The 21,527-nt window shown below is 30.8% G+C and carries 25 protein-coding genes and 3 pseudogenes; 12 read left to right on the top strand and 16 right to left on the bottom strand.

Annotated elements, in window-relative coordinates; all coding sequences use genetic code 11:
* Positions 1 to 92 precede the first annotated feature (92 nt).
* A pseudogene (locus N524_RS12850) lies at positions 93 to 862 on the top strand (replication initiator protein A); the annotation flags it as partial.
* 405 nt (positions 863 to 1,267) lie between these two features.
* Here N524_RS12850 and mobC read toward each other — a convergent pair.
* The 3 genes and pseudogenes from mobC to N524_RS0109015 all read right to left on the bottom strand — a co-directional run bounded on the left by mobC (position 1,268) and on the right by N524_RS0109015 (position 2,956).
* Positions 1,268 to 1,565 (bottom strand): annotated as a pseudogene (gene mobC / locus N524_RS13730) (plasmid mobilization relaxosome protein MobC).
* Positions 1,566 to 1,780: 215 nt separating this feature from the next.
* Positions 1,781 to 2,059 carry a hypothetical protein gene (locus N524_RS0109020; RefSeq protein ID WP_000926712.1) on the bottom strand — a complete coding sequence of 93 codons (279 nt, stop codon included), beginning with the start codon at positions 2,057 to 2,059 and terminating at the stop codon, positions 1,781 to 1,783.
* 96 nt (positions 2,060 to 2,155) lie between these two features.
* Complete coding sequence (locus N524_RS0109015) at positions 2,156 to 2,956, bottom strand: ABC transporter permease (protein WP_000842630.1); 801 nt, start codon at positions 2,954 to 2,956, stop codon at positions 2,156 to 2,158.
* 1,009 nt (positions 2,957 to 3,965) lie between these two features.
* Between N524_RS0109015 and N524_RS0109005 the strand changes: the two genes are divergently transcribed.
* Entirely contained in the window at positions 3,966 to 4,577 is a 612-nt protein-coding gene (locus N524_RS0109005; RefSeq protein ID WP_001076470.1) for a helix-turn-helix domain-containing protein, read from the top strand.
* Between the two features lie 325 nt (positions 4,578 to 4,902).
* Here N524_RS0109005 and N524_RS0109000 read toward each other — a convergent pair whose 3' ends face one another.
* From N524_RS0109000 to N524_RS13725, 4 genes are all read right to left on the bottom strand, one after another.
* Positions 4,903 to 5,157, bottom strand: coding sequence for a hypothetical protein (locus tag N524_RS0109000; protein WP_000274669.1), 255 nt, complete (start codon positions 5,155 to 5,157; stop codon positions 4,903 to 4,905).
* A 113-nt stretch (positions 5,158 to 5,270) separates the two neighbouring features.
* Positions 5,271 to 6,137: a hypothetical protein gene (locus N524_RS0108995; RefSeq protein WP_000748213.1), complete on the bottom strand. Its 867-nt coding sequence runs from the start codon at positions 6,135 to 6,137 to the stop codon at positions 5,271 to 5,273.
* Positions 6,138 to 6,214: 77 nt separating this feature from the next.
* Positions 6,215 to 6,733 carry an LPXTG cell wall anchor domain-containing protein gene (locus N524_RS0108990; protein WP_000850931.1) on the bottom strand — a complete coding sequence of 173 codons (519 nt, stop codon included), beginning with the start codon at positions 6,731 to 6,733 and terminating at the stop codon, positions 6,215 to 6,217.
* Positions 6,734 to 6,838: 105 nt separating this feature from the next.
* Positions 6,839 to 7,156, bottom strand: coding sequence for a hypothetical protein (locus tag N524_RS13725; RefSeq protein ID WP_000679900.1), 318 nt, complete (start codon positions 7,154 to 7,156; stop codon positions 6,839 to 6,841).
* Positions 7,157 to 7,287: 131 nt separating this feature from the next.
* Here N524_RS13725 and N524_RS13720 point away from each other — a divergent pair, with 131 nt between their 5' ends.
* A complete protein-coding gene (locus tag N524_RS13720) occupies positions 7,288 to 7,455 on the top strand; it encodes a hypothetical protein (protein WP_231460203.1) in 168 nt (55 codons plus the stop codon).
* Between the two features lie 27 nt (positions 7,456 to 7,482).
* Here the strand turns inward: N524_RS13720 and N524_RS0108980 are convergent, their stop codons facing one another.
* Together N524_RS0108980 and N524_RS0108975 are read right to left on the bottom strand one after the other, a co-directional pair.
* Complete coding sequence (locus N524_RS0108980) at positions 7,483 to 7,962, bottom strand: hypothetical protein (RefSeq protein ID WP_000527036.1); 480 nt, start codon at positions 7,960 to 7,962, stop codon at positions 7,483 to 7,485.
* Between the two features lie 172 nt (positions 7,963 to 8,134).
* Entirely contained in the window at positions 8,135 to 8,392 is a 258-nt protein-coding gene (locus N524_RS0108975; RefSeq protein WP_000262986.1) for a hypothetical protein, read from the bottom strand.
* Positions 8,393 to 9,930: 1,538 nt separating this feature from the next.
* Between N524_RS0108975 and N524_RS13045 the strand changes: the two genes are divergently transcribed.
* The 6 genes from N524_RS13045 (at position 9,931) to N524_RS13715 (ending at position 14,745) form a co-directional block, all read left to right on the top strand.
* Positions 9,931 to 11,163, top strand: coding sequence for a hypothetical protein (locus N524_RS13045; protein ID WP_002484478.1), 1,233 nt, complete (start codon positions 9,931 to 9,933; stop codon positions 11,161 to 11,163).
* Positions 11,164 to 11,304: 141 nt separating this feature from the next.
* On the top strand, positions 11,305 to 11,400 hold the full coding sequence (locus tag N524_RS13450; RefSeq protein ID WP_123186466.1) for a type I toxin-antitoxin system Fst family toxin: 96 nt from the start codon (positions 11,305 to 11,307) through the stop codon (positions 11,398 to 11,400).
* A 621-nt stretch (positions 11,401 to 12,021) separates the two neighbouring features.
* The gene (locus N524_RS0108955) at positions 12,022 to 12,249 is read left to right on the top strand and encodes a hypothetical protein (RefSeq protein ID WP_029056303.1); all 228 of its coding nucleotides are present in this window, start codon (positions 12,022 to 12,024) and stop codon (positions 12,247 to 12,249) included.
* Between the two features lie 336 nt (positions 12,250 to 12,585).
* Positions 12,586 to 13,020 (top strand): redox-sensitive transcriptional regulator HypR, encoded by a 435-nt coding sequence (hypR, locus tag N524_RS0108950; RefSeq protein WP_029056302.1) that lies wholly within the window; start codon positions 12,586 to 12,588, stop codon positions 13,018 to 13,020.
* Complete coding sequence (merA, locus tag N524_RS0108945) at positions 13,007 to 14,329, top strand: hypothiocyanous acid reductase MerA (RefSeq protein WP_029056301.1); 1,323 nt, start codon at positions 13,007 to 13,009, stop codon at positions 14,327 to 14,329. The genes hypR and merA overlap by 14 nt, the downstream gene beginning before the upstream one ends.
* Before the next feature lie 212 nt (positions 14,330 to 14,541).
* A complete protein-coding gene (locus N524_RS13715) occupies positions 14,542 to 14,745 on the top strand; it encodes a hypothetical protein (protein ID WP_231460209.1) in 204 nt (67 codons plus the stop codon).
* Between the two features lie 14 nt (positions 14,746 to 14,759).
* Here N524_RS13715 and arsC read toward each other — a convergent pair.
* The 6 genes and pseudogenes from arsC to N524_RS13700 form a co-directional block, all read right to left on the bottom strand.
* Positions 14,760 to 15,086: pseudogene (gene arsC / locus N524_RS12840) on the bottom strand (arsenate reductase (thioredoxin)); the annotation flags it as partial.
* Positions 15,087 to 15,103: 17 nt separating this feature from the next.
* Complete coding sequence (arsB, locus tag N524_RS0108935; protein ID WP_183998755.1) at positions 15,104 to 16,396, bottom strand: arsenite efflux transporter membrane subunit ArsB; 1,293 nt, start codon at positions 16,394 to 16,396, stop codon at positions 15,104 to 15,106.
* Positions 16,393 to 16,707 carry an ArsR/SmtB family transcription factor gene (locus N524_RS0108930; protein WP_029056299.1) on the bottom strand — a complete coding sequence of 105 codons (315 nt, stop codon included), beginning with the start codon at positions 16,705 to 16,707 and terminating at the stop codon, positions 16,393 to 16,395. The genes arsB and N524_RS0108930 overlap by 4 nt, the downstream gene beginning before the upstream one ends.
* Before the next feature lie 60 nt (positions 16,708 to 16,767).
* The gene (locus tag N524_RS13710) at positions 16,768 to 16,947 is read right to left on the bottom strand and encodes a hypothetical protein (RefSeq protein WP_029056298.1); all 180 of its coding nucleotides are present in this window, start codon (positions 16,945 to 16,947) and stop codon (positions 16,768 to 16,770) included.
* A 98-nt stretch (positions 16,948 to 17,045) separates the two neighbouring features.
* Positions 17,046 to 17,282: a zinc-binding dehydrogenase gene (locus N524_RS13705; protein WP_029056297.1), complete on the bottom strand. Its 237-nt coding sequence runs from the start codon at positions 17,280 to 17,282 to the stop codon at positions 17,046 to 17,048.
* A gap of 6 nt (positions 17,283 to 17,288) precedes the next feature.
* A complete protein-coding gene (locus N524_RS13700; protein ID WP_231460207.1) occupies positions 17,289 to 17,609 on the bottom strand; it encodes an alcohol dehydrogenase catalytic domain-containing protein in 321 nt (106 codons plus the stop codon).
* Positions 17,610 to 18,101: 492 nt separating this feature from the next.
* Between N524_RS13700 and N524_RS0108910 the strand changes: the two genes are divergently transcribed.
* The 3 genes from N524_RS0108910 (at position 18,102) to N524_RS13695 (ending at position 20,187) form a co-directional block, all read left to right on the top strand.
* The gene (locus N524_RS0108910; RefSeq protein ID WP_375371835.1) at positions 18,102 to 18,545 is read left to right on the top strand and encodes a MarR family winged helix-turn-helix transcriptional regulator; all 444 of its coding nucleotides are present in this window, start codon (positions 18,102 to 18,104) and stop codon (positions 18,543 to 18,545) included.
* The gene (locus N524_RS0108905) at positions 18,532 to 19,875 is read left to right on the top strand and encodes a dihydrolipoyl dehydrogenase family protein (RefSeq protein ID WP_029056294.1); all 1,344 of its coding nucleotides are present in this window, start codon (positions 18,532 to 18,534) and stop codon (positions 19,873 to 19,875) included. The genes N524_RS0108910 and N524_RS0108905 overlap by 14 nt, the downstream gene beginning before the upstream one ends.
* Before the next feature lie 195 nt (positions 19,876 to 20,070).
* Complete coding sequence (locus N524_RS13695; RefSeq protein WP_311133135.1) at positions 20,071 to 20,187, top strand: hypothetical protein; 117 nt, start codon at positions 20,071 to 20,073, stop codon at positions 20,185 to 20,187.
* Between the two features lie 519 nt (positions 20,188 to 20,706).
* Here the strand turns inward: N524_RS13695 and N524_RS13445 are convergent.
* Positions 20,707 to 20,799, bottom strand: coding sequence for a type I toxin-antitoxin system Fst family toxin (locus tag N524_RS13445; protein ID WP_001791613.1), 93 nt, complete (start codon positions 20,797 to 20,799; stop codon positions 20,707 to 20,709).
* Positions 20,800 to 21,527 lie beyond the last annotated feature (728 nt).

Here is a 21,527-nt window from a genome sequence, read left to right as displayed (position 1 = left end):
CCATGCCACGAAATTAGCATCATGCTAGCAAGTTAAGCGAACACTGACATGATAAATTAGTGGTTAGCTATATTTTTTACTTTGCAACAGAACCTGCAAAAGTTATGTATGCTTTATTAAAAGATCGCTTTGAACTATCAAGATTAAATAACTGGGTAGATTCAGAAAATAATATTTATCTTTTATATACCAATAAACAGTTATGCTCAATTTTAAATTATGCAGAACCAAAAATCATTAAATTAAAAAAAGAATTAGAAAAATACAATTTGATTATAAACGAAAGACAAGGTTTAAATAAACCTAACAAAATTTATTTACTCGAACCCACATATGACAAGGAACTAATAAATCATCAGTTCAAGAACTAATAAATTCTAAGTCAAGTGATACTGATTTTAATAATACTGAATATATAGAGACTAAGAATAATGATACGAATTATACGAATGATACATCTAACATGATTTCTAAGAATTCTCATTCGAATCATACAAATCATCAACAAACCGAATTTAATAATGATGCCTTAAAATTCCAGGCGCTTGAAGAATTACCTTCGCAAATCAAATCTTATGTAAGTAATTTTGAAATTAAAGACATCCGTATTATTAAAAGTATCTTACTCAAGGGGAAAAAGTCATTTAATAATACACATGATACATATTACCGTTTAGAAGACGTCGAATTTGAACTTGTAAGTGTTTTAAAACGTTTTAAAGCCATGTTGCTACAAAAAAATGAAACCGTTGAAACTATGCAAGGCTATTTAATGCAATCAATTAAAGCTGAACTTGAAGAAATACATGCATTAAATATGCGTCGTCAAAACATACCTCAATACAATATCTTTAATCAATAACTCAAATAATCTTACAACAATCAAAACAACATCAAAATTTGGAATTAAGTCAACAGAAAACGTACGTTAACTTATGTGTAGGACTTAAGCAAAATATAAACATTTTAAACTAGAAGAGGGCAAAGATGATCTTATTTTTACAAGAAAGGCGTTGAATAATTGCTAACCAATTTTTAAATTTGCATGTAACTGGGCAATGTCTTAAAAAATCGACACTGGATTTGCTCAAATTTTATGTTGTGAAATTAAAATATATTTATTTGGCTCTCATTTGCGTTTTAAGAGTTTATGTAATTGTTCAGGTATAAAACTATATAAAATACTCTTAATTCTTTAAAATGCCCCTTTAAAATTAAAAATAAAGGTATTCTAATTTTTAAAATATACTTAGATAAAAATAAAAAGCTAACTCAAAATGAGCGAGCTTTTTATTTCAATATAATTGGGTGCGTCATATTGATGTTGGTTACAATATTTGGCAATTTGATTGGCATTTGAACCTAACTTCCCTAAATCTTTCGCTATCGATTGTCGCGTCATTTTATCTAATTTAAGTGTGACCAATCGACTGCCCTGTGCCTTTTTCTTTACGAAATTCGGATTCGCTCACACGAAAGCTAATTTGTTTTGCCTCCTTACGGTTGGATTTATGGTTTTGCCCAACAGTTGCGTCGCTAGCCACAAATGTATTTTGTTCGCTCATCAATCCCACCACGCTTTCTTCGAAAGATAACTCCTTAATATAATTTTACTTTATAGGATAAAGCAAAATTAATTAAGTCGTTAAGTGGTTTGGCCAGCTTGTTGGGAATACTCCCCAAGCCCCTTAGGATTTTTTCTGACGAAAAAATGAGTGGCTAAAGTGCTAGCCACTCATAGTTCAAAACCACAAAATCAAAAATGTGATTTCTATAATTATTAAACCCAAATGAAAAATACAATTAAAAAGGAAATGATAATAAGGTCAAAAATGATGTTCTTTATATTCCAAGTTAAAAAATCAGGGACACTATTAATAATTAACCCTGCTATCAATAAAATCTCACTAGCAAAGTGTATGTACTTTAAAAAGGAAAGATCAGATAAAGGAGTGCTTTTCATAAGCGAAAAAATAACAATACAAATAAATGCTGTTCCCATAACAACATTGCCTATCTTATAATATTTTTCATAGTCTTCAGTTTCTCTTAAAAGCATTTAATCTCTCCTAAGCCGAAATCCAATTTGTTTTAACTTTAAATTTTGTTTGAAGTATATACCAAAGTCTTATCTTTGAGTGCTTTTTTATCCTGTTTATAAAAAATCTGCAAATTGTTCGCGATATTTAACATGTAAAAGAGAGCCCAACACAAAAGTAATTAAAAGGAAAGTAAGATTATATAAAGATAGTTTCCAATGTGTTATAAAAAACCAATTTTGATATAGAATTGCCGCTCTATAACTTTCAGCTATAAAATAGATAGGATTAAATTGTATAACCTTTAAAACTAAAGTATTTGTCGGTAAATATAAGATTGAAGATATAAAAAATATTATTCTCATAAGAGCTTGCATAAGCATTTGGACATCTCTAATAATTACAGCTAATGTTGAAGTTAATAGTGTTATTGTCATTGTCAGTAACAAAGTGTAAGGGATAAAAATTAATAATTGTAATGTATATATAGTAGGATAGTATCCATTTAAAGCACATATAAGCATAATTAAAATAAGTAATAGTATATGAGTGTAAAATTTACTCAAGACGATATAACTAGATAATATAGATAATGGGAAATTCATTTTAGCTACTTGCTTATATTTGCTAGTAACTGCTTTTGTACCATTTAAAATACCTTGGTTCACAAAAAACCACATACTTATTCCTACAATTAACCAAAAAATAAAAGGTATATTCTCAACAGTTCTATTATTTCTGAACCCTAAACCAAAAATAAACCAATACATAAAAATTTGTATTGAAGGATTAATTAACTCCCATGCTGTTCCCAAATAATTATTTTTGTTAGAAATTTTCATTTCAAATTGTGCTAATCTTTTCATTAAATATAAATTATTAAAATGTTCTTTTAATATAAATAAAGATGATTTCATAACATTAAGTTACCTTTCTAAGATTATTAATATTATAAATGAAACCTAAAAAAAAGGTAAAGCAATTGTTTATTGCTTTACCTTTTCTATTTTAATTATGGAGTTGTACAAAATTCACTGTTTCCGACTGGGAAGCAATTATGTTTGTTACCATTTCCTTTATGTTTTTTCTTTTTAGATTTAGCAAATGCTTCATGAGAGTTATCATTCATAAAACCAGTTGAAGCACTTGCATACGATAGTGTTGTTACTAATGAAAATGCAATAAGAAGTTTAGATATTTTTTCATTTTTGCCCCTCCAAAATATTAATTTAAAATAAAGATATCACAGTTTTAAAAAATAATATAGTAAAAATATAAATTTATTAATCGTTTTTTGATATATATTTAATATTCTGTTCATTTTTACAAAGTATACATATTCTATATAAAATCACTACTTATAACACTTTATTATGTTAAATCAATGAAAAGGCACAAACACTGATTTAAAGGTGTTTGTGCCTTTTTACTGTATTTATCCTATATGCACCATTTATACATCGTTGTTCTCACACGTTTTCATGCATTTTCATCAAAAGAAATTTTGTATCTTTATTCAAAAATTCACATTACAAAGTATCGTGTTAAACTGGTCGTTTTTGTTATACTTAAAAAGCACTTCCTGTGCATGAAAGGAGGTGTGATGTACAAATGACTATTGCACTTTTCGTCGTAACAATTATCATTTGTCCAGTTTTGACTGGCATCATCGCAAATTATTTGTATGATCAATTCAAATGATAAAAAGAAGACCCCCACAAAGCTTTGGACGGCTGTGGGGGTTTTTGATGTACAAACAACATCGCACTTTTCGTTACTTCTAGTATATTATTTCTTATGACTTTTGTAAAATGAAAGCTACATATCTTTATACAATATCAATTTAAATCAATTGTCGTGTCATTGTCGTCTGTCTGTCGGGCGATTGTCGTGGCTATTTTTTAAGATGAGGAGTAATTTAATACTATGAATCAATCAAAAATCGCAAAATTAAGAAAAGACAAATCGTTAACGCAAGAAAACTTAGCCGAAAAGGCCTGTGTCACTGTAAGAACTATTCAAAGAATAGAGGCAGGTGAAGAAGTTAGTAGCGAAACACTTAAAAATATTTCGAATGCGTTAGATGTTACCATCAATGAACTCTTTGAATCGATTGCGTCGTCTGATAAGGAGGAGGAAATCATGGAAATAGCTAAAGAACAACAAAAGCAGTTTCATTATCGTAGAAATGAACAATTGACGTTTCGATTCATCGCATTTGGCGTTATTTTTGTATTTTTAGGTTTGTTTGGTATTTTTGTAGGAGGATTAAACGGGTTAAAACAAGACATTTATGGCATTGTCTGGATTTTTATGCTGTTTTTAAGTTTAGCTATGATGCATTATGTTTTAAATGTATTGATATCAAAAAAATTAGATGAAAAATATCCGATGACTGTTGGTATGAACAATAAAAGATCTAATATGAAACAGCAACCTGTCAAAAATGGTTGGGAATTTATGGCTCGATATTGGTGGATCATTTTTCCAATTGGCGGCTTTTTAAGTTGGCTTATTCCTGAATTGACAGGAAAGTAAATCTCAAACAATAAAAATATAGTTGGGAGGCATCGCTTTTTATTATTTGAGTGTTCACAATTGATATCACCTGTTTTAAAAAGTTCTCATTTTTGAGTGTGGGGGGGCAGTAACTTTTTATGCCGAGAAAATTGATTGTCATTGAGAAGAACCCTTAACTAAACTATATCGACGAATGTCGGTATAGCGTGAGCTATGATACCGATCATTCGATAAAATTCGGGATTGTTAAGGGTTCGGAGGCTCAATGACAATCAAGGAATTGGAATAAATACCAGCGATGATGTGATGAACGATGATAAATAAAAAGGTACCTATACGGTACCTAAGTGATATCACGATCATAACTTTGGAAAACAAACCATTCGATGAGTTCATAGGGATCGAATGGTGTAGGTGGATGTGTATATGCCAATAAGTTGTGTCTCTGGCAGTGAATATAAACAGCGCTAGCGAGTTGATTTAATGTATTCAGCTCATCCATATCGGCATGATTTTGGTCGACTTTTTCAAATAATAAAATAACTTCAACGATGTCATAACCGAGTTGTTCAAGGTACATTTGAATATGATGATACATATGAAAGGTCTCCTTTATAATGAATACGCCGTATCACAATCTTGTGATACGGCGATGATTGATGTGATAGATATTCAATATTGATTTTTTGAGTAAGGCAAAGCTATTTAGATTTATTTCTGATCTTGAACATAGCGGCTATCGGGCGCATCAAACTGAATGCCTTTTGTTTTTTTGCCTACCGGTGTAACGAGATTCAACTCACCATCGTTTTGGCTTATAAATGCATATTTTTTGTCATAGACATCAGCGGTACCACCTGCAATATCAAAGGCGATCATATGATGGTTAGGATGTTTGTCGGTTGTGAGGTAATCGATCGTACCTTTGTTTTCATTTAAAGCATTTGATATACCACTTTCCGTCATGACTTGTTCAATATCGCCAACATCTTCAGGTTGTTTTGTGTTACCAATCCCTTGGGGATGAATGGCAAATGCTTCTCGTGTCGAGTGGTTCCCTGTTTCATCTTCTGTCACTTGGATACGCACTTTTTGAGGTTGAGGGGCCTGATAAGTCATATTATCTAAATGTTTTATGGCTGTTTCAGGTTGGGTTTGAAAATCACTTGCTTTTAGTTTAAAACCATCATGATCCTTCAGTTGTTTACGATTCACAAGTTTTTGTATTTCTTTTTTCATTTCTTTTTTCTCATATTGAAAAGCAGCACGATCATCTTTTTTGGCCATATCAATAATAGTTTTATCTGATTTGTCTTTAAAATCACCTAACGTGCGATCAGATGCTTGATCACTACTATAAACGGTTTGTTTGCCATTTTGTGTCACAATATAAGCTGTCACGACGGAATCTTTTGTCGGTGTTGGATTGTCTTCTTTTTTGACGAGATATGAGATGTGTTGATCTTGATGCATCACGTCTCCTAATTTGACGTGTGTTTGATTAGCTGCTTGGTTATGGTGACCACATCCGGCTAATAAGAAAGTGAGACTGATCATACTAATGATACTTTTTTTCATTGTGAACACTCCTTTGTGTTTTGGATAGAAAGAAGCGATAGCTCTTCATATTGAAGACCTATCGCTCTGTTAACGTATTAAGCTTTGTGAGAAGCACGGCGAGCGATGAATCCGATACCCGCCATCAGTGCGACGATGCCAACCATTGTTGTTATACCAGTGTGAGATTGACCTGTCTCTGGTAATGTTTGATTTGTTGTATCATGTTGTGATGTTTCAGTGTGTTGTGTTGCTGCTTGTGTTGTGTTTTGATCGTGTGATGATGTGTCTTCATAATGACCGAAGGTTTTGAAATCTTGACCACTGCTGTCGGTACTGTGTTTAACTGTACCATCTTTATAAAGACGTGTGATGCCTGTACCGCCGACGCCTGATTTATTATTGGTTGTCACTTCATAATAATCACCATGGTCTTTCGGTTGACCATAACGAATTAAATCAGGTTGATTGCCGTGCTGTTTGTCGACTTGTTGAATAATATCGACGGCATTTGATCCATTGATGTTACTTTCAGCCTTTGCCTGAGGCGCGTTTAAGCCCGTTAATAAAAGTGTTCCCGCAATGGCAGTTGTACTAAGTAATTGTTTTGTTTTCATAGAATCGCTCCTTGTTGAATAAATTAGATTGATGATTACTTGATCTCAATAATCAAAAATAAATCATCAATCGAGACAGCGTTAAATACATCTAATTCCTCCTTACTATTTTTGAAACGCTTGATATTTGTAGTACATGTGTAAGACAACGCCGATGGCGACAGGGACGATAATAAAATACATGATGATCATGTAGGCACCGACAAAGAATAAAAGAAAACCTAGGTACCCCATGGCGATAAACCAAGCACCATTGCCCATCTCTGCACGACGATTCCGTTTTTCAGCGTCTATATTAGTCGCAGTCCAATGTCCATTGCGACGATTGTAGTTAAACGCATAACGATCATCGGCGTAGACTTTGCCTCTTTTTTCACGAATCCGTTGGTTATGACGTTCAGTAAAGCGATCTTCATGTTTCACTAAACCCCAATAAAATCGCGTGAAGCTGATAGATTTCACAAAACGGATGTACGTTAATGTGAGTGGGGATAATATCATGACGATGAAGGTATATAGATGCACGAGTTGCGTCATGATGGGTGGTGCTGAGAGTGGGACAAAGAAAGGTTCTTTGCCAATCTCAAATGGAAAAACAATCGATACGAGGACGATATAAAACCAAAACCAACGTGGGACGATTTGAAAGACCGATTGAACAAAACGTAAGAAACTTGAAGTATTCAGTTGTTGAGTATTCTGATACAAACGGAGATGATTGAGTTGTTTGAGTGATTGAAACATAGACCTTAAAGTGCTCCTTTCATGTAAATCATTTGTAGTTGAATCAGTTCGGTTGTGAATTGCGCAAAGAGCGTGTCAGGTGACACTAAACGTAATGCATGACGATATGTAAAACAAAAATGAATGGCTTCTGAGGGTGCCATTTGGAATGTCACAAGCATTTTATGTGCGTCATTTTTGAGGACGTATGTTTGATAATGATGTTGTAATTGTTGATAAAGTTGATGTGTCATTTCATATGTGACACTCGTCGGTGTCACTTGATCATCGGTCATGGTTTGATGACTCATATAATAATTTTGCGTATGATGGTCGTATAATAAATGTTGATGTTGATCGTTTAAAAAGTCACGAATATCTTCTAAATCTCGTTGAATCGAACGCGGATGAACGTGAAATGTTTCAGCCAACAAAGGCACATTAACATAATGGTGATCACGTAACTTAGTATAGATAGTTAATGTTCGTTGAATCTTGTTTCCCACAATATTGTCCCCCTTATGATTTTTATTATAAGCAAAACAGACGACAAGCATTGTCGTCTGTAAAAAATTAAAATAGGTATCAAATTGAATGATGTTTATGGTGTTTAAGATGATTATTAAATACCATTTTTGTGATTTGTTTCGCGACAAATCGTGTCGTTCTGAGACATTGTTAAATGACATGATAGTAATACGATTGGATTAAAAAATAGTCACGTAAGTCATGAGGATTGAGCGCAACAGCGGTTAACTCTAAACCTAATTTGAGATCATTACGTAGGTAACGATAGATGTTTTGAAAGAGTTGTTGCATCGTTGTGATTTCATTTTGCGTGGCACGATATTCAAAGATTTTTTGACATATGATAGCGACCTTCACAGGATCTTTTTGATGTTTGAACAAGTACTGATTAATGTGTTGATATACCATTTGTTTCACCTCTATTTGAAAAATTTTCAACGTTTCAACTAGAACGATGGCCATCGTTCCTATGGTTTTGAACTTTGAAAAACGTCTCAACTTTTTGAACGAACATCATCTCCAAAAAACAAACATGCATTAAAATAACGAAAGTTACCGGGATTTAAAAAGTTACCGAGACGTCATAAATCCCATAGCGGCGCGGTTGAAAATTTGGAAATTGTCAATTTTGTTTAAAATTGGCTACTTTTTGGTTAAAAAAGTTACCGGGGCTTTTTCGGGTTATTTTAGCTCCAATATCGAAAGTAGATATTGGAGCTGATCCCTTGGGGCTCTAAGTTCAACGCAGTTGGAGCAAGTGAGCGAAGCGAGCGGTAAGGAAACCCCAGCTATGCTGGGTGCCACCGAAGGTGGCATCGTTGTCCCTTATGCTCTTTACTTGGTAACTTTTTTAAGTTGCCAAGTATACAAAAAAGTTAGCTCCGGAGCACAAAAAAGTGCTTTGGAGGTTACTTCTTTTCTTTGAAAAATAGGAGTGAATAGCGATCTATTTTGAAAAGTTGAAGGCGTGTTTGAGGTGTCATGGCATTTGATTTTATGTGTGGTTGAAATCGTCAGTGATCATATGAAAAAGAAAAAAACGAGGACATGTTAAGATGTCAAAAAGAGATTTCCAATATTAAAAATGGACGATTAAAATCAAAAAAATGTGTGATACTTTTTTTGTATATATGAAGCAAATGAAACGATGTATGGGCATGTTTGGGATCGGTTTTAAAAGTTAAAAAATGACAGTCAATGATCGATAATAATGATTTGAAAAACTATTTTTTGATATAGTTTATTGCCATTTTTTGAATGTCTAAGGTCATTGAATGAATCCAAATAGGGTATTAAAATCATTCAATGTTATTCATTTTTACGTCGCGTTTTTGATGATTTATGTGTTCAAAAATGAAGTGATCATGATTCAAAAAAGGAGCTTAACGGCTCATCATTTGTGTCATATTTTGAATTAAAACACGATCACTTTTGATTCAAAAGGCACTTAAAAAATATGATGTTTTTGGATGTTTAGTTTGGCGTTAAAGACATCATTGTGGTCAAAAAGAAAATATCATCAAGCATCGATATGTGACTCAAAAAAGTATCATAAAAGTAAAGTTAGATGCGATAGATTGGATCTAAAAATGGAAGCATGTTGATAGCATAAAATGATTTTTTAAGTTTAAAAATGGGATGTCAGACGAGAGTTTTTTAATTTAAATGATAACAGTTAATATGAAAAAGTAGTATGAAAATATATTGTAGTAAAGTGCAAAAGGAGTAGGACAAAACACTTTTTTTAGTTGGTATAATACTCATTAAAGTTTGGAAAACTGAGATGATAGATTTTTGAAATAAAGTTATCCGAACAGAAATGGTTGCTATTTAACTTGATAAATATGACTCAGAAACCATTGAATAAACATCATATGTTCTTCTAATTTACTATATTGGAATCATAAAATGAATTAAATATAAATAACAATGAGGTGTCAATAGGTATGGAAATCAAGGAATATTTTGAAATTGCCAATACTATATTGAGATGGTTAAGCATATTTGTTATACCGTTATTTGGAATCATTATATCAAAACTGGTTGATAGAAATAATATAATGAATCCCAATAAAGAAAGATTAGGTAGACTATTTAAAAATATATTAAGATTTATTGGTTTGGTTATACTTTTAGATATATTGATGTTTTTGAGTATTAGTGAAATATTTTCAGAGGTTAAAAATATTAATTCAATAAAATCAGACTTATGGAGTGCATTTTACATATTTACAGCGTTTAATGTGGTATATGCTATATTTTTATTCCCCCTATTTATCAAAGAAAAGAAATATTATGAAGTTGAACTTACGCATAATAATAAAAAGATGAAATATATTGTTCGTGATAGAGTCGAAGATAAAGATGATGGAAAACTTATATATGTTGATGAAGATGAAAATAAAGAGTATGAAGAGAATATTAGCGATATTAAAAAAAGAGAGTCAAGAGTGACTTTTATACCTCATGTCGTAGCACTTTTTAGTATTAATAAGGATGCATTAAAAGAAACTAAAGTATTTCCTATGTGGCTAAGATGGTCATTATTTATCATATTAGTAGGTGTTGATACATATATTGCAATTACATGTTTAAAAGCACTATATGATTTATGGAGATGGGACTTTGGTAAATTATTAATACCGTTTAGAATATTTCTTTCTACATTTCCAGTAGTATTAGTATTAGAAATAACAGTACTAGTAGTATTCTTATATAAAACGTGGTTAGGTAAAAATAAGTTGAAATATCATAACAAAAAGAAGGGTGACAGTGAGATGAAATTAAATGAGAAAGAAGCTTTTAGAATGATTTCTTTACTAAAGAATGAATTTCGAGGCGTTAGAAATAAGACACCTGAGATAATGAAAGATGATACTTTGAATTATCAACAAAAAAAGCAACAATTAGATGACATCGAAAACAAATGTGTCAAAAATGTATTTCGTTATTCTGAAATTAATAAAGATTTCGTTTATGGTCTGAGTAGTTTATTGATTTCATATAAAGTGGGTACAAATGGTAGAGAACAAGCATATAGAAATTTTATAACTCAATATGTTAATGGCAATGTAGAAGAACTTATACAATTTATGAATCGAGAATTGTTAGGGGAGTATGATCATGCAATACGTCGCCATCAAGTACTTATTGAAATGTTTATGGAAAAGAGAGAGTAATATAAAATTTTATTTTAATATAGTTTTTAACATAAAATCACTTATCGGAAATTATCTGTAATTCAAATATTATAGTTGATATAATATAAAAGTCGCCTATCTCTCAGGCGTCAATTCAGACGCAGAGAGGAGGTGCTAAAAATGACAGATATCCTTGTTCACATCATGACCACAGCAACAAGTGGTTGTATCGTTGCGTTATTTTCGTATTGGCTTCGAAAACGTGATGATAAGTAAATATAGGCGACTAAGCCACACCATTAAAAATCCCCTCACTACTCGCAATAGTGAGGGGATTGGTGCATCAAATGCAGATATCCTTGTTAATTAGATTATAACACTGGTTGGTGGAGAAATGCAAAACCATGTATTCAGACTAATCACGCTAAAGTAAATTTCTAAATACTTCGTATTGTTCGCTATAAAGAGGATCATTTCTTAAAGAATTTTCGAAATGAATTCCTTTTAACTTTAGTAATTTTAATAAATCCTTACTATTTTTAACTAATTCATAGTTATTATAATAAGTGTTTATTTGATTTTCATTAATTCTATAAATATATTGGGTTATAAGGCAAGACATTTTCATATAGATTTTCAAATATATCTTTTTCTCTCGATATATAATCAAATTTTTCTGTTTCATGAGTCCGGGACATAAAGTTTCTGGACTCTTTATATATATCTATCTGTTTAAGCCTAAATATTATTCGCTATATTTATTAGATAAGATTGATATAGGTCAAGTTTATATTTCTTAAAAACGAATACACTATGATTAAACTAAAGTGTAGGAGAGGTTTATATGCAACAGACTATTTTGAAACATAAAAATCATATCAAGTATTTAGAGATAATATGTTAGAACATACACAAAAGGAAGATACAGTGGATTTTTCTAAAATCATTGAATATAGTAATGGTCAAAAGGTTTCAGATATTGAAAGTATAATTGCAGATTTAATATCTGCTCATGAAAATATTAGAGATATTTTAAATAATATACGAAGATTAACTTTTAATTTCCAATTACCAAGCGATGCTTGTAAAATATGGGAATTAGTATACAATAGTAAGCAAATCTAAAAACGTAAATGTTATTTTAACAAGAAATTATTTTTGCATTTCTCCGTATTCATATTACAGTATTTTTCACTTTGAAACAGAAACATTTTTCTCACTAACTAATAAATTTCACCATATAAACTCTTCAATATTTCTATTAATCAAAAATCAATTTTAGTTAATCATATTGTCTTCCATTAATATTCCAATATCTCAAATAAACAAACTCCTAGAAACTAAAAAAAGTTTTTAAGATAAAAAGTAGAAATAAATTACATTCCAATTTATTTGCATATCATAAATTAATGTGCTTAAATGTAACTATAACAATTACTTTTGGAATTTGGAGGTACTTCATTGAATTTAGAGTTTAATATCGCAGTCCATGTACTAGTTTTTTTAAGTAAGCATTCTTATGAAAAGTTCAGTAGTACCGAACTATCAAAGAAAGTTTGTGTAAATCCAGTTCAACTAAGAAGAGTTATGAGTCAATTATCCGAAAGTGGTTATATTACAGTGGAAAAAGGAAAGTATGGCGGTTATAGTGTGCAAGGTAATGTCTTGAATACATCCTTAGCAGAATTATTTAGATTATTCACCGCTAATAAATCATTTGGAAGAATTTACACAGGAACTAAAGATAGTGAATGTGAAATTTCAAATCAAATGAGTCATGTTATGTCAGAATATCATTACGAAGAGTTTAGAATTTTAGAAGCATTTTATCAAAATATATCAATTGAAGATATACTCAATAAAATTTTAATGGAGAGATACAATGAAAAAGTATGATTTATTAATTTTAGGATTTGGCAAAGGTGGTAAAACACTTGCAAAAAGTGCATCAGCACAAGGAATGAAAGTAGCAGTAGTTGAAAAATCTCAAAAAATGTATGGAGGTACATGTATCAACACAGGGTGTATCCCATCTAAAACATTAATACATGAAGGATTAGAAAGTGGTTCATTCAATCGATCATTACATCGTAAAGAAGAAGTTATAACTGCACTTAATAAAAAGAACTACCATAATTTAGCAGATGATGAAAATATAACAGTATTAGATTATAAAGCTGCCTTTAAATCAAATACTGAAGTGAATTTATTAGATGAACAAGGTAAAGTCATAGATACTTTAACAGCAAATAACATCGTTATAAATACAGGAGCAACACCTGTTATTCCAAATATCCAAGGCATTCAAAAATCAAAATATTTATACGATTCTACTGGTATCATGAATTTAAATGAGAAGCCTAAACGATTGGTTATTGTGGGTGGAGGTTATATTTCTTTAGAATTTGCATCTATGTTTGCCAACTTTGGGACAGAAGTGACTGTATTAGAAATGAAAGAAAGACTAATGCCAAAAGAAGATGAAGAAATCGTTTCTCATGCAATTAAAGACTTAGAAGATAAAGGTGTAAAAATTGAGCTAGATATTCAAACTTCAGCATTTGAAGATCAAGATGATCATACTGTCGTAAAAACGAATAGAGGCGATTTTGAAGCAGATGCAGTTCTACTCGCAATTGGTAGAAAACCAAATACAGACTTAAATTTAGAAAATACTGATATTAAACTTGGTGAACGTGGCGAAATTAAAGTTGATAATCAACTGAAAACTGAAGTTAATCATATCTATACGATTGGTGATGTTAAAGGGGGCATGCAATTCACTTATATTTCTTTAGATGATTTTAGAATTGTTAACGACAAATTATTAGGTTCAGGTGAGCGTACTACAGAAAATAGAGGGTCAATACCATATACTGTATTTATAGACCCACCATTATCTCGTGTTGGTTTAACGGCGAAAGAAGCGAAAGAACAAGGTTATAAGATTAAAGAAGGTAAGCTTCCAGTTAATAATATACCAAGACACAAAATCAATAATGACACTAGAGGCCTGTTTAAAGTAGTGATAGATACTAAAACAAATAAAATATTAGGAGCTACACTATATGGACTACAATCTGAAGAAATGATAAATATTATTAAACTTGCTATTGATCAAGATATTGACTATACAATTTTAAGAGACAATATTTATACCCATCCAACAATGATAGAATCATTTAATGATTTATTTAATATTTAAATAGTATTAATTCAATTAAAATCAATATAAATAACTTTAAATGATAGTATATCTCTTGATTTATAATATTAAAATATGAATTTATTCGATTAAGCGATATGTATTTTCTAATTATTTTGGAAATCAATTCGTTTTTACTTACCCCTACTGGGTATATAATATGAACTAATTATATTACCTATAGATTTTTATAAATTGGAGGAAGTAATTTGATGGATAATAGAGACTCACAGCATCATATGATTCATACTAGACATGGTTATCATGATCATCATGATAACCATGCCTCACATCATAGTGGCCATGCACATCATCATGGAAATTTTAAAGTTAAGTTTTTTGTTTCATTAATTTTTGCAATACCTATCATTTTAAAATTTTCTATAGCTAATTTAATCTCGTCTCTAACACGTTGAAATTCTGACCATTATTTACCTGCTGGATCCTCAAAACCCCAATGCTCTTTTTTAACGTTTGGTGGCAAAATAGGACAATTATCGTCTGCATCACTACATAACGTTACGACAAAATCTGATTGTTTTAAAATATGATTATCAATCAAGTCTGACGTATGGTTTGATATATCAATATCTACTTCTTTCATAGCTTCTATTGCTTTAGGATTAACACCATGTGTTTCAATACCGGCAGAATAGACATTCCAATCTTCACCCAATATTTCCCTTCCCCAACCTTCAGCCATTTGGCTACGACAAGAGTTTCCTGTGCATATAAAATAAATTGTTTTCTTATCCATAATTAAAGCCTCTTTTCTTAAAATATGATTAGTGTAAGGTATAAACCTAAGAGTGTTACAAATAGGACTGGAATAGTAATGATAATTCCAGTTTTAAAGTATGTTCCCCATGAAATCTTCACACCTTTTTGTGTTAAGACATGTAGCCACAATAATGTTGTTAAAGAACCAATTGGCGTAATTTTAGGTCCTAAATCAGAACCTATGACATTCGCATAAACCATACCTTCTTTTAATATTCCTGTAGCACTGAATTGACCAATCGCTATTGCATCTATTAAAACAGTTGGCATGTTGTTCATAATTGAAGATAAGAAAGCAGCTATAAATCCCATACCCATGATACTGCTGAATAACCCATAACTTGAAATATTTGTTAGGATATCCCCAAGAATAGTTGTAATACCTACATTTTTTAGTCCAAACACAACAAGGTACATACCAATAGAGAATACAACAATATTCCATGGTGCGCCTTTAATTACTTGTTTTGTATGAACTGCTTTAGATTTACGAGCTAATATTACAAAGATAAGAGCAATGATACCAGCAATGATTGATACAGGTATTTGTATAAACTCACTAACAAGATATCCCACAAGTAGTATTGCTAATACAATCCATGAAAGCTTAAATAATTTAGGATCTTTGATTACATTTTTAGGGTCTGAAATATTTTCTGTATTGAACGTTTTAGGTATAGATTTTCTGAAATATAACCATAAAACGATAATACTAGCAATCAGAGAAAATATATTAGGAATAATCATTCGACTAAGATACTCAATAAACCCAATATCAAAGTAATCTGCAGAAACAATATTAACTAAGTTACTTACAATTAAAGGCAGTGATGTAGTATCTGCAATAAAACCACTAGCAATAATAAAAGGGAAAATCACTTTTTGATTAAATCCTAGATTCCTTACCATTGCTAATACAATGGGCGTTAAGATTAAAGCTGCACCATCATTTGCAAAAAATGCTGCTACAATTGCCCCTAATATCATTATAAAGATAAACATTTTTAATCCATTACCGTTGGAAGCCTTGACCATATGTATTGCAGACCATTCAAAAAAACCAATTTCATCTAATATTAATGAAATAAGAATAACAGCTACAAATGTTAATGTAGCATTCCAAACAATATCTGTTACTTCTAATACATCAGAAAAACTTACGACTCCTGTAATGATAGCAACGACAGCTCCAATGAAAGCTGTAACACCAATATCTAAATCTTTAGGTTGCCATATCACAAAAATTAAAGTTAAAAGAAAAATCACAATTGCTAAAATTGTCATCAACACTCACCCAATTTCATACTTTTACATACGTACCGTTGGTTAGGCGAGTTAATGATGTTCAAATTTTGATTAATATAATCTAAAAATTCACGATTAAGTTGATACATGTGTTTATTACCATTTTTTCGTGTAATAACTAAATCATTATCTACTAATGACTTCATATGATGACTTATCGTAGGTTGTGAGAATTGAAAATATTCCAACAAGTCACAAGCACATAATTCACCACAAGATAGTAAATCCAGCATTTCCAACCTACTTGGATCTGATAAAACTTTTAATATTGTTGATAGTTCTTTATAAGACACGAATATACCTCTTAGACATTTAATAGACTAACATCTATATAGATTAATGCCTATACTATTTTATCTACTGTTTTTAATTCTATATATAGTTTGGCGTGTAATACCTACTTCTACAGGATTTATATTTATTTGATCTAAAACTTTATTGAAATCTTCAAATGATCTATGGTGCCCTAGATTGATACCTTGGATTCTTGCTTGTTTAGCAAGTAATGCGAATAAATTAACATTTGCTCCCATATTTTCAAGAAATCCAATAATCTATGTATGCCCTTTAAAAACTAAGACATCTATAGATTTGGCAATACTTGACCCACCAACCACTTCTACAATATGTTCTACACCTTTACATTTGTTAATTTTTGGACTTCTTTTTCCCAATCAAGATGCTTTTTGTAGTTGATTACTTTAGAAGCGCCGAGTTCTTTGGCTTTTTCTAATTTTTCATCACTGCTATTTGTTGCAATAACTTCTGCTCCTAATGCTGCTGTTATTTGAATTACAAATATAGAAACGCCACCTGTGCCTTGAACAAGAACTTTATCACCTGCTTTAATATTTCCATATTCAACCAATGAGAATCAATTCACAAATGCTGCTACTGGCAAAGTTGACGATTGATTATCTGTAAGTGTTTCAGGAGAGAATACAGCTGCATTTTCATTCAATACCATGTATTCTGAAAGTCCACCATCTACTGTAGCACCTAAGGCATGTGATTGTTCATCGCTTTTAGGTTTTCTATCTAGCCACTTGATAAACATATGTGAAGTAACACGATCACCTTTTTTAAATTTGGTAACTTTTGAGCCGATTTCTACAACTATTCCTGAAGCATCTGAAACAGGAATAAACGGAAATTTTAATAATTCAGGGGGATATATACATATACCTTCGACAATTGCAGTATCTCGATAATTAAGTGATACAGAGTTAACTTTAATTAAAATTTGATCTTCTGTAATTTCGGGTTTCTCTAGTTCAACTTGTTTAAGGTTATCTAAACCAAAATTTTCTAATTGCCATGCTTTCGCTATTAAAACTCCTTTTTATTAGGATTATGGAAAAATTTACAAAACACTCAAACCGTCATACTGTTAAACAACAATGTATAAGTATGAAAAAAGAACTAAATTATAGCTCTTTTTCCAATTACTTTACGTATATATTTAATGACTTGTTCATTCTTCTTTTGAATAATACTCTGAAACCATAAGTTTTACGCACTATTTTTAAAATCGAAATCAATTTGCACAATTGATGAAAAATTTTAAAAGTTAGTAATCAATTAAACAAACGTATGTGGTTCATTATAAGTTTTCTCAGTTGATTAATCGTTTGCGATTGATTATTCTTTAATGAGAATAGGAGTGATTAAATTGATTGATGATGAAATGAAATTGGCACATCAGCTATGCTTTTCTGCTTATAATGTTAACAAATTATTCAGCAAGTTTTATGAAAAGCAATTATGTCAATTCGGTTTAACTTTTTCTCAATATCTAGTGCTATTAACATTATGGGAAGAGAACCCTCAAACTTTATTATCCATTGGTAAAAAGTTGAATCTAGCAAGTAATACCCTAAGCCCATTACTAAAAAGACTTGAGCAATCTGGCTGGGTTCAAAGAAATAGGGATGAAAGCGATAAACGTAACCTTATCATAACTTTAACGATAAAAGGTCTAAATGAGCAAGAAGCAGTACATGAAGCTATTGCTAAATGCATTTCTTCACAATTTGATGTAGATGAATATATGAAAGCCAAAAGTATTATGGATAATTTAGAAGAAACGTTGAAAATTATTACAAAGGATGATTCAAATGAAACAATATGATGTTGTATTTTTAGGTAGTGGACACGCAGCTTGGCATAGTGCGCTGACTTTAAACAAAGCGGGGAAATCGGTTGCTATTGTCGAAAAAGATCGTATAGCAGGTACTTGTACAAATTATGGGTGCAATGCCAAAATTTTATTAGAAAACCCTTATGAAGTACTAGAGCAAGCTTCACACTATCCCAACATAATTAATACTGAAGCATTATCAGTGAATTGGGAAAACCTTATGTCTTATAAACATAAAATCATTGACCCTATGGCAAATACTTTGAAAGGTTTATTTGAACAACAAGGTATTGATATTATTGAAGGGGCAGGAAAATTAGTAGATGAGCATCACCTCGTAGTAGATGGTGAACAATATTACGGTGAAAACATAGTTATTGCAACAGGTCAACACAGCAATAAGTTAGATATTGAAGGGTCTGAATATACACACGATAGTAGAGACTTCTTATCCTTAGAGCAAATGCCAAATAGTATCACATTTATAGGTGTAGGTATTATTAGTATTGAATTTGCTAGCATAGCCATTAAATCTGGTGTAGAAACTCATATGATTCATGTTGACGATGAACCGCTCAAAGGTTTTTATTCAGCACATGTTGCTAAATTAATGGACAAATTGGCAACAGAAGGAGTTCAATTCCATATGAATGAAAATACTACTGTAATTAAAGAGCTAGGTGACAATTATACTGTATCAACAGAATCAGGATTAGAGATTACTACTAACTATGTGTTAGATGCTACTGGACGTAGACCAAATGTCAACGGTATTGGACTTGAAGAAGTTGGCGTTAATTTCACTACTCGAGGTATACAGGTAGATGAATATTTACGTACAAATATCCCTAATATTTATGCTAGTGGTGATGTGTTAGATAAAGTAATTCCTAAATTAACACCTACTGCAACATTTGAATCTAACTATATTGCTGCGCATATTTTGGGTATGAATAAAAATCCTATTACCTATCCTGCAATACCTTCAGTTTTATATACACTACCAAGATTGTCTAATATTGGAGTTTCTGTAGATGAAGCTAATACTAGTGAGGACTATAAAGTGATAGATATTCCTTTTGGTAAACAAATGGTGTTTGAATACAAAAATGAAACTGAAGCTGAAATGACAATTGTATTAAATAATGATAAACAATTAGTGGGAGCTGCTATATATGCTGATGATGCACCAGATTTAGTTAATTTATTAACTTTCATTGTAAACCAAAAATTAACGGCTCAAGATTTAAATAAAATGATCTTTGCTTTTCCTGGATCATCAAGTGGCGTTATAGATCAATTAAAATTAGCAATGTTATAAAAGGAGTGCTATAAAATAACTAGTAATATTTATGATATACAAGTTGTTAACAAAGATGGTAGTAGGTATTAAGTATTATTTAAATGACTACAAAGGTAAAGTTATTATATTAGTTAATACTGCCACAAAATGTAGCTTAGTGGTCAATTTGAAGAATTAGAAAAATATTACCAAAAATATAAAGAGCAAGGGTTAATTATACTTGGATTTTCTTGTAATCAATTTGCTAAACAAAAACCTGGTACTGATGATCAAATAGCTGGAATATGGAAAGAAAATCAAATAAAATTTCACAAAATTTATTATTGCTAAAGATGGTAATGTAATAAAAAACTTGCTTTCAAAAACAGTCCTAAAAAAGTAGAAATTTTATTTCAGAATTTATTATAACTAAGCATTATTAATTGAAATGACACAATAATATAGCGTTTAATATCTAATTATGTTACTAGTAAATATATCCACAATCATACTGAATAGAATGAAAAAAATCCTATACAAAACTAAAGTTAATAAAAATGTACTGAAGCTATTACAATCAATAAAATAATAGAAATTTCATTATCTGATTCTATTGTTGATTTACTCCATTAATTTGTTTTAAAAGATTTTCATCCTGTGATGTAAGTTAACTTTATTGATCATAATCACTCCTATTTTTAAATATATTGGATTCACATAACCTAAACAGATAAAACTACTTTGCATTTCTCTACTAACCAGTGTTATAATCTAGATAACGAAAATGATTAACAATTAATGCACCAATCCCCACACTACTCGCAATAGTGTGGGGATTTTTCGATGCTGGCTTATAAAGTCGCCTATTAATTATTTGTTGCGTTTACTAAGCCAATAAGTATAATACGCAACAGCACAGCCGCTGATGACTGGTGCTATGATGTGAACGAAAATGATTAGCAAAGTAATGCACCTCCTCTCTTCGTCAATTGACGCCTGAGAGATAAGCGACTCATATATTATATCATCTCTGAATATTCGATAATAGATAACTTCCGATAAGTCATCTTATGTTATATTTAAAAATTTTTATGTTTTTTTAACTCTTTAGTCCTCTTCATTACATTTATAATCAGCATAATAACGATCTACATCATTTTTTCTATAAATATCATTAGTTGCTGTAATAAGTACGATGAAATTCAAAGAATACAATAATTGAAAAAATAATAAATTCAGGATTTGTAATAATACTATTAAGACAAAGACATAATAGGACTATATATAAAATTGGTACCAAAATCATACCTATAATTCATTTTTTACTTATAATTTTAAGGTACATTTTATAAAAATACTAATGGAAAGCAAAATAGTAAAACACAAGAAGCAACATTTATTGAAGAAAATCAGAATATAAACAAAAATCAAGATGAGAAACAATCAACAGACATAGAAATCGAAAATAAAAATGTCAATGAAGATGAAAAGAACAGGGAAGAAGTGTTAAAAGAACAAGAAAGCTCAAACAATGGTAACTTGTCGAGTAGAGTAAAAAGTAATCTAGATGATAGAATAGAAGAATCCCCGAGAAAAGGGTTTTGGAGTCGTTTGTTTGGTAACTAACTGTAATTAAAAAGGACACGATAAGTTTAAAAACTTATCGTGCTTTTTATGTGGATCGTACTTCT

The organism is Staphylococcus sp. URHA0057 (assembly GCF_000620265.1).
Lineage (GTDB): Bacteria > Bacillota > Bacilli > Staphylococcales > Staphylococcaceae > Staphylococcus > Staphylococcus pasteuri.
The sequence above is the reverse complement of the archived record's forward strand: the minus strand, read 5'-3'. Positions and strand labels throughout refer to the sequence as shown.

Excerpts from the sequence above, each read along its gene's own strand:
- N524_RS0109005 (WP_001076470.1), top strand. The coding sequence starts at position 3,966 with ATGAATCAATCAAAAATCGCAAAATTAAGAAAAGACAAATCGTTAACG.
- N524_RS0108905 (WP_029056294.1), top strand. The coding sequence starts at position 18,532 with ATGAAACAATATGATGTTGTATTTTTAGGTAGTGGACACGCAGCTTGG.
- N524_RS0109015 (WP_000842630.1), bottom strand. The coding sequence starts at position 2,956 with ATGAAATCATCTTTATTTATATTAAAAGAACATTTTAATAATTTATAT.
- N524_RS0108955 (WP_029056303.1), top strand. The coding sequence starts at position 12,022 with ATGTTAGAACATACACAAAAGGAAGATACAGTGGATTTTTCTAAAATC.
- N524_RS13045 (WP_002484478.1), top strand. The coding sequence starts at position 9,931 with ATGGAAATCAAGGAATATTTTGAAATTGCCAATACTATATTGAGATGG.
- N524_RS0108910 (WP_375371835.1), top strand. The coding sequence starts at position 18,102 with ATGAAATTGGCACATCAGCTATGCTTTTCTGCTTATAATGTTAACAAA.
- N524_RS0108990 (WP_000850931.1), bottom strand. The coding sequence starts at position 6,733 with ATGAAAACAAAACAATTACTTAGTACAACTGCCATTGCGGGAACACTT.
- N524_RS13450 (WP_123186466.1), top strand. The coding sequence starts at position 11,305 with ATGACAGATATCCTTGTTCACATCATGACCACAGCAACAAGTGGTTGT.
- N524_RS0108995 (WP_000748213.1), bottom strand. The coding sequence starts at position 6,137 with ATGAAAAAAAGTATCATTAGTATGATCAGTCTCACTTTCTTATTAGCC.
- N524_RS0109020 (WP_000926712.1), bottom strand. The coding sequence starts at position 2,059 with ATGCTTTTAAGAGAAACTGAAGACTATGAAAAATATTATAAGATAGGC.
- N524_RS13710 (WP_029056298.1), bottom strand. The coding sequence starts at position 16,947 with ATGGGAGCAAATGTTAATTTATTCGCATTACTTGCTAAACAAGCAAGA.
- N524_RS0108975 (WP_000262986.1), bottom strand. The coding sequence starts at position 8,392 with ATGGTATATCAACACATTAATCAGTACTTGTTCAAACATCAAAAAGAT.
- N524_RS13715 (WP_231460209.1), top strand. The coding sequence starts at position 14,542 with ATGGATAATAGAGACTCACAGCATCATATGATTCATACTAGACATGGT.
- merA (WP_029056301.1), top strand. The coding sequence starts at position 13,007 with ATGAAAAAGTATGATTTATTAATTTTAGGATTTGGCAAAGGTGGTAAA.
- N524_RS0109000 (WP_000274669.1), bottom strand. The coding sequence starts at position 5,157 with ATGTATCATCATATTCAAATGTACCTTGAACAACTCGGTTATGACATC.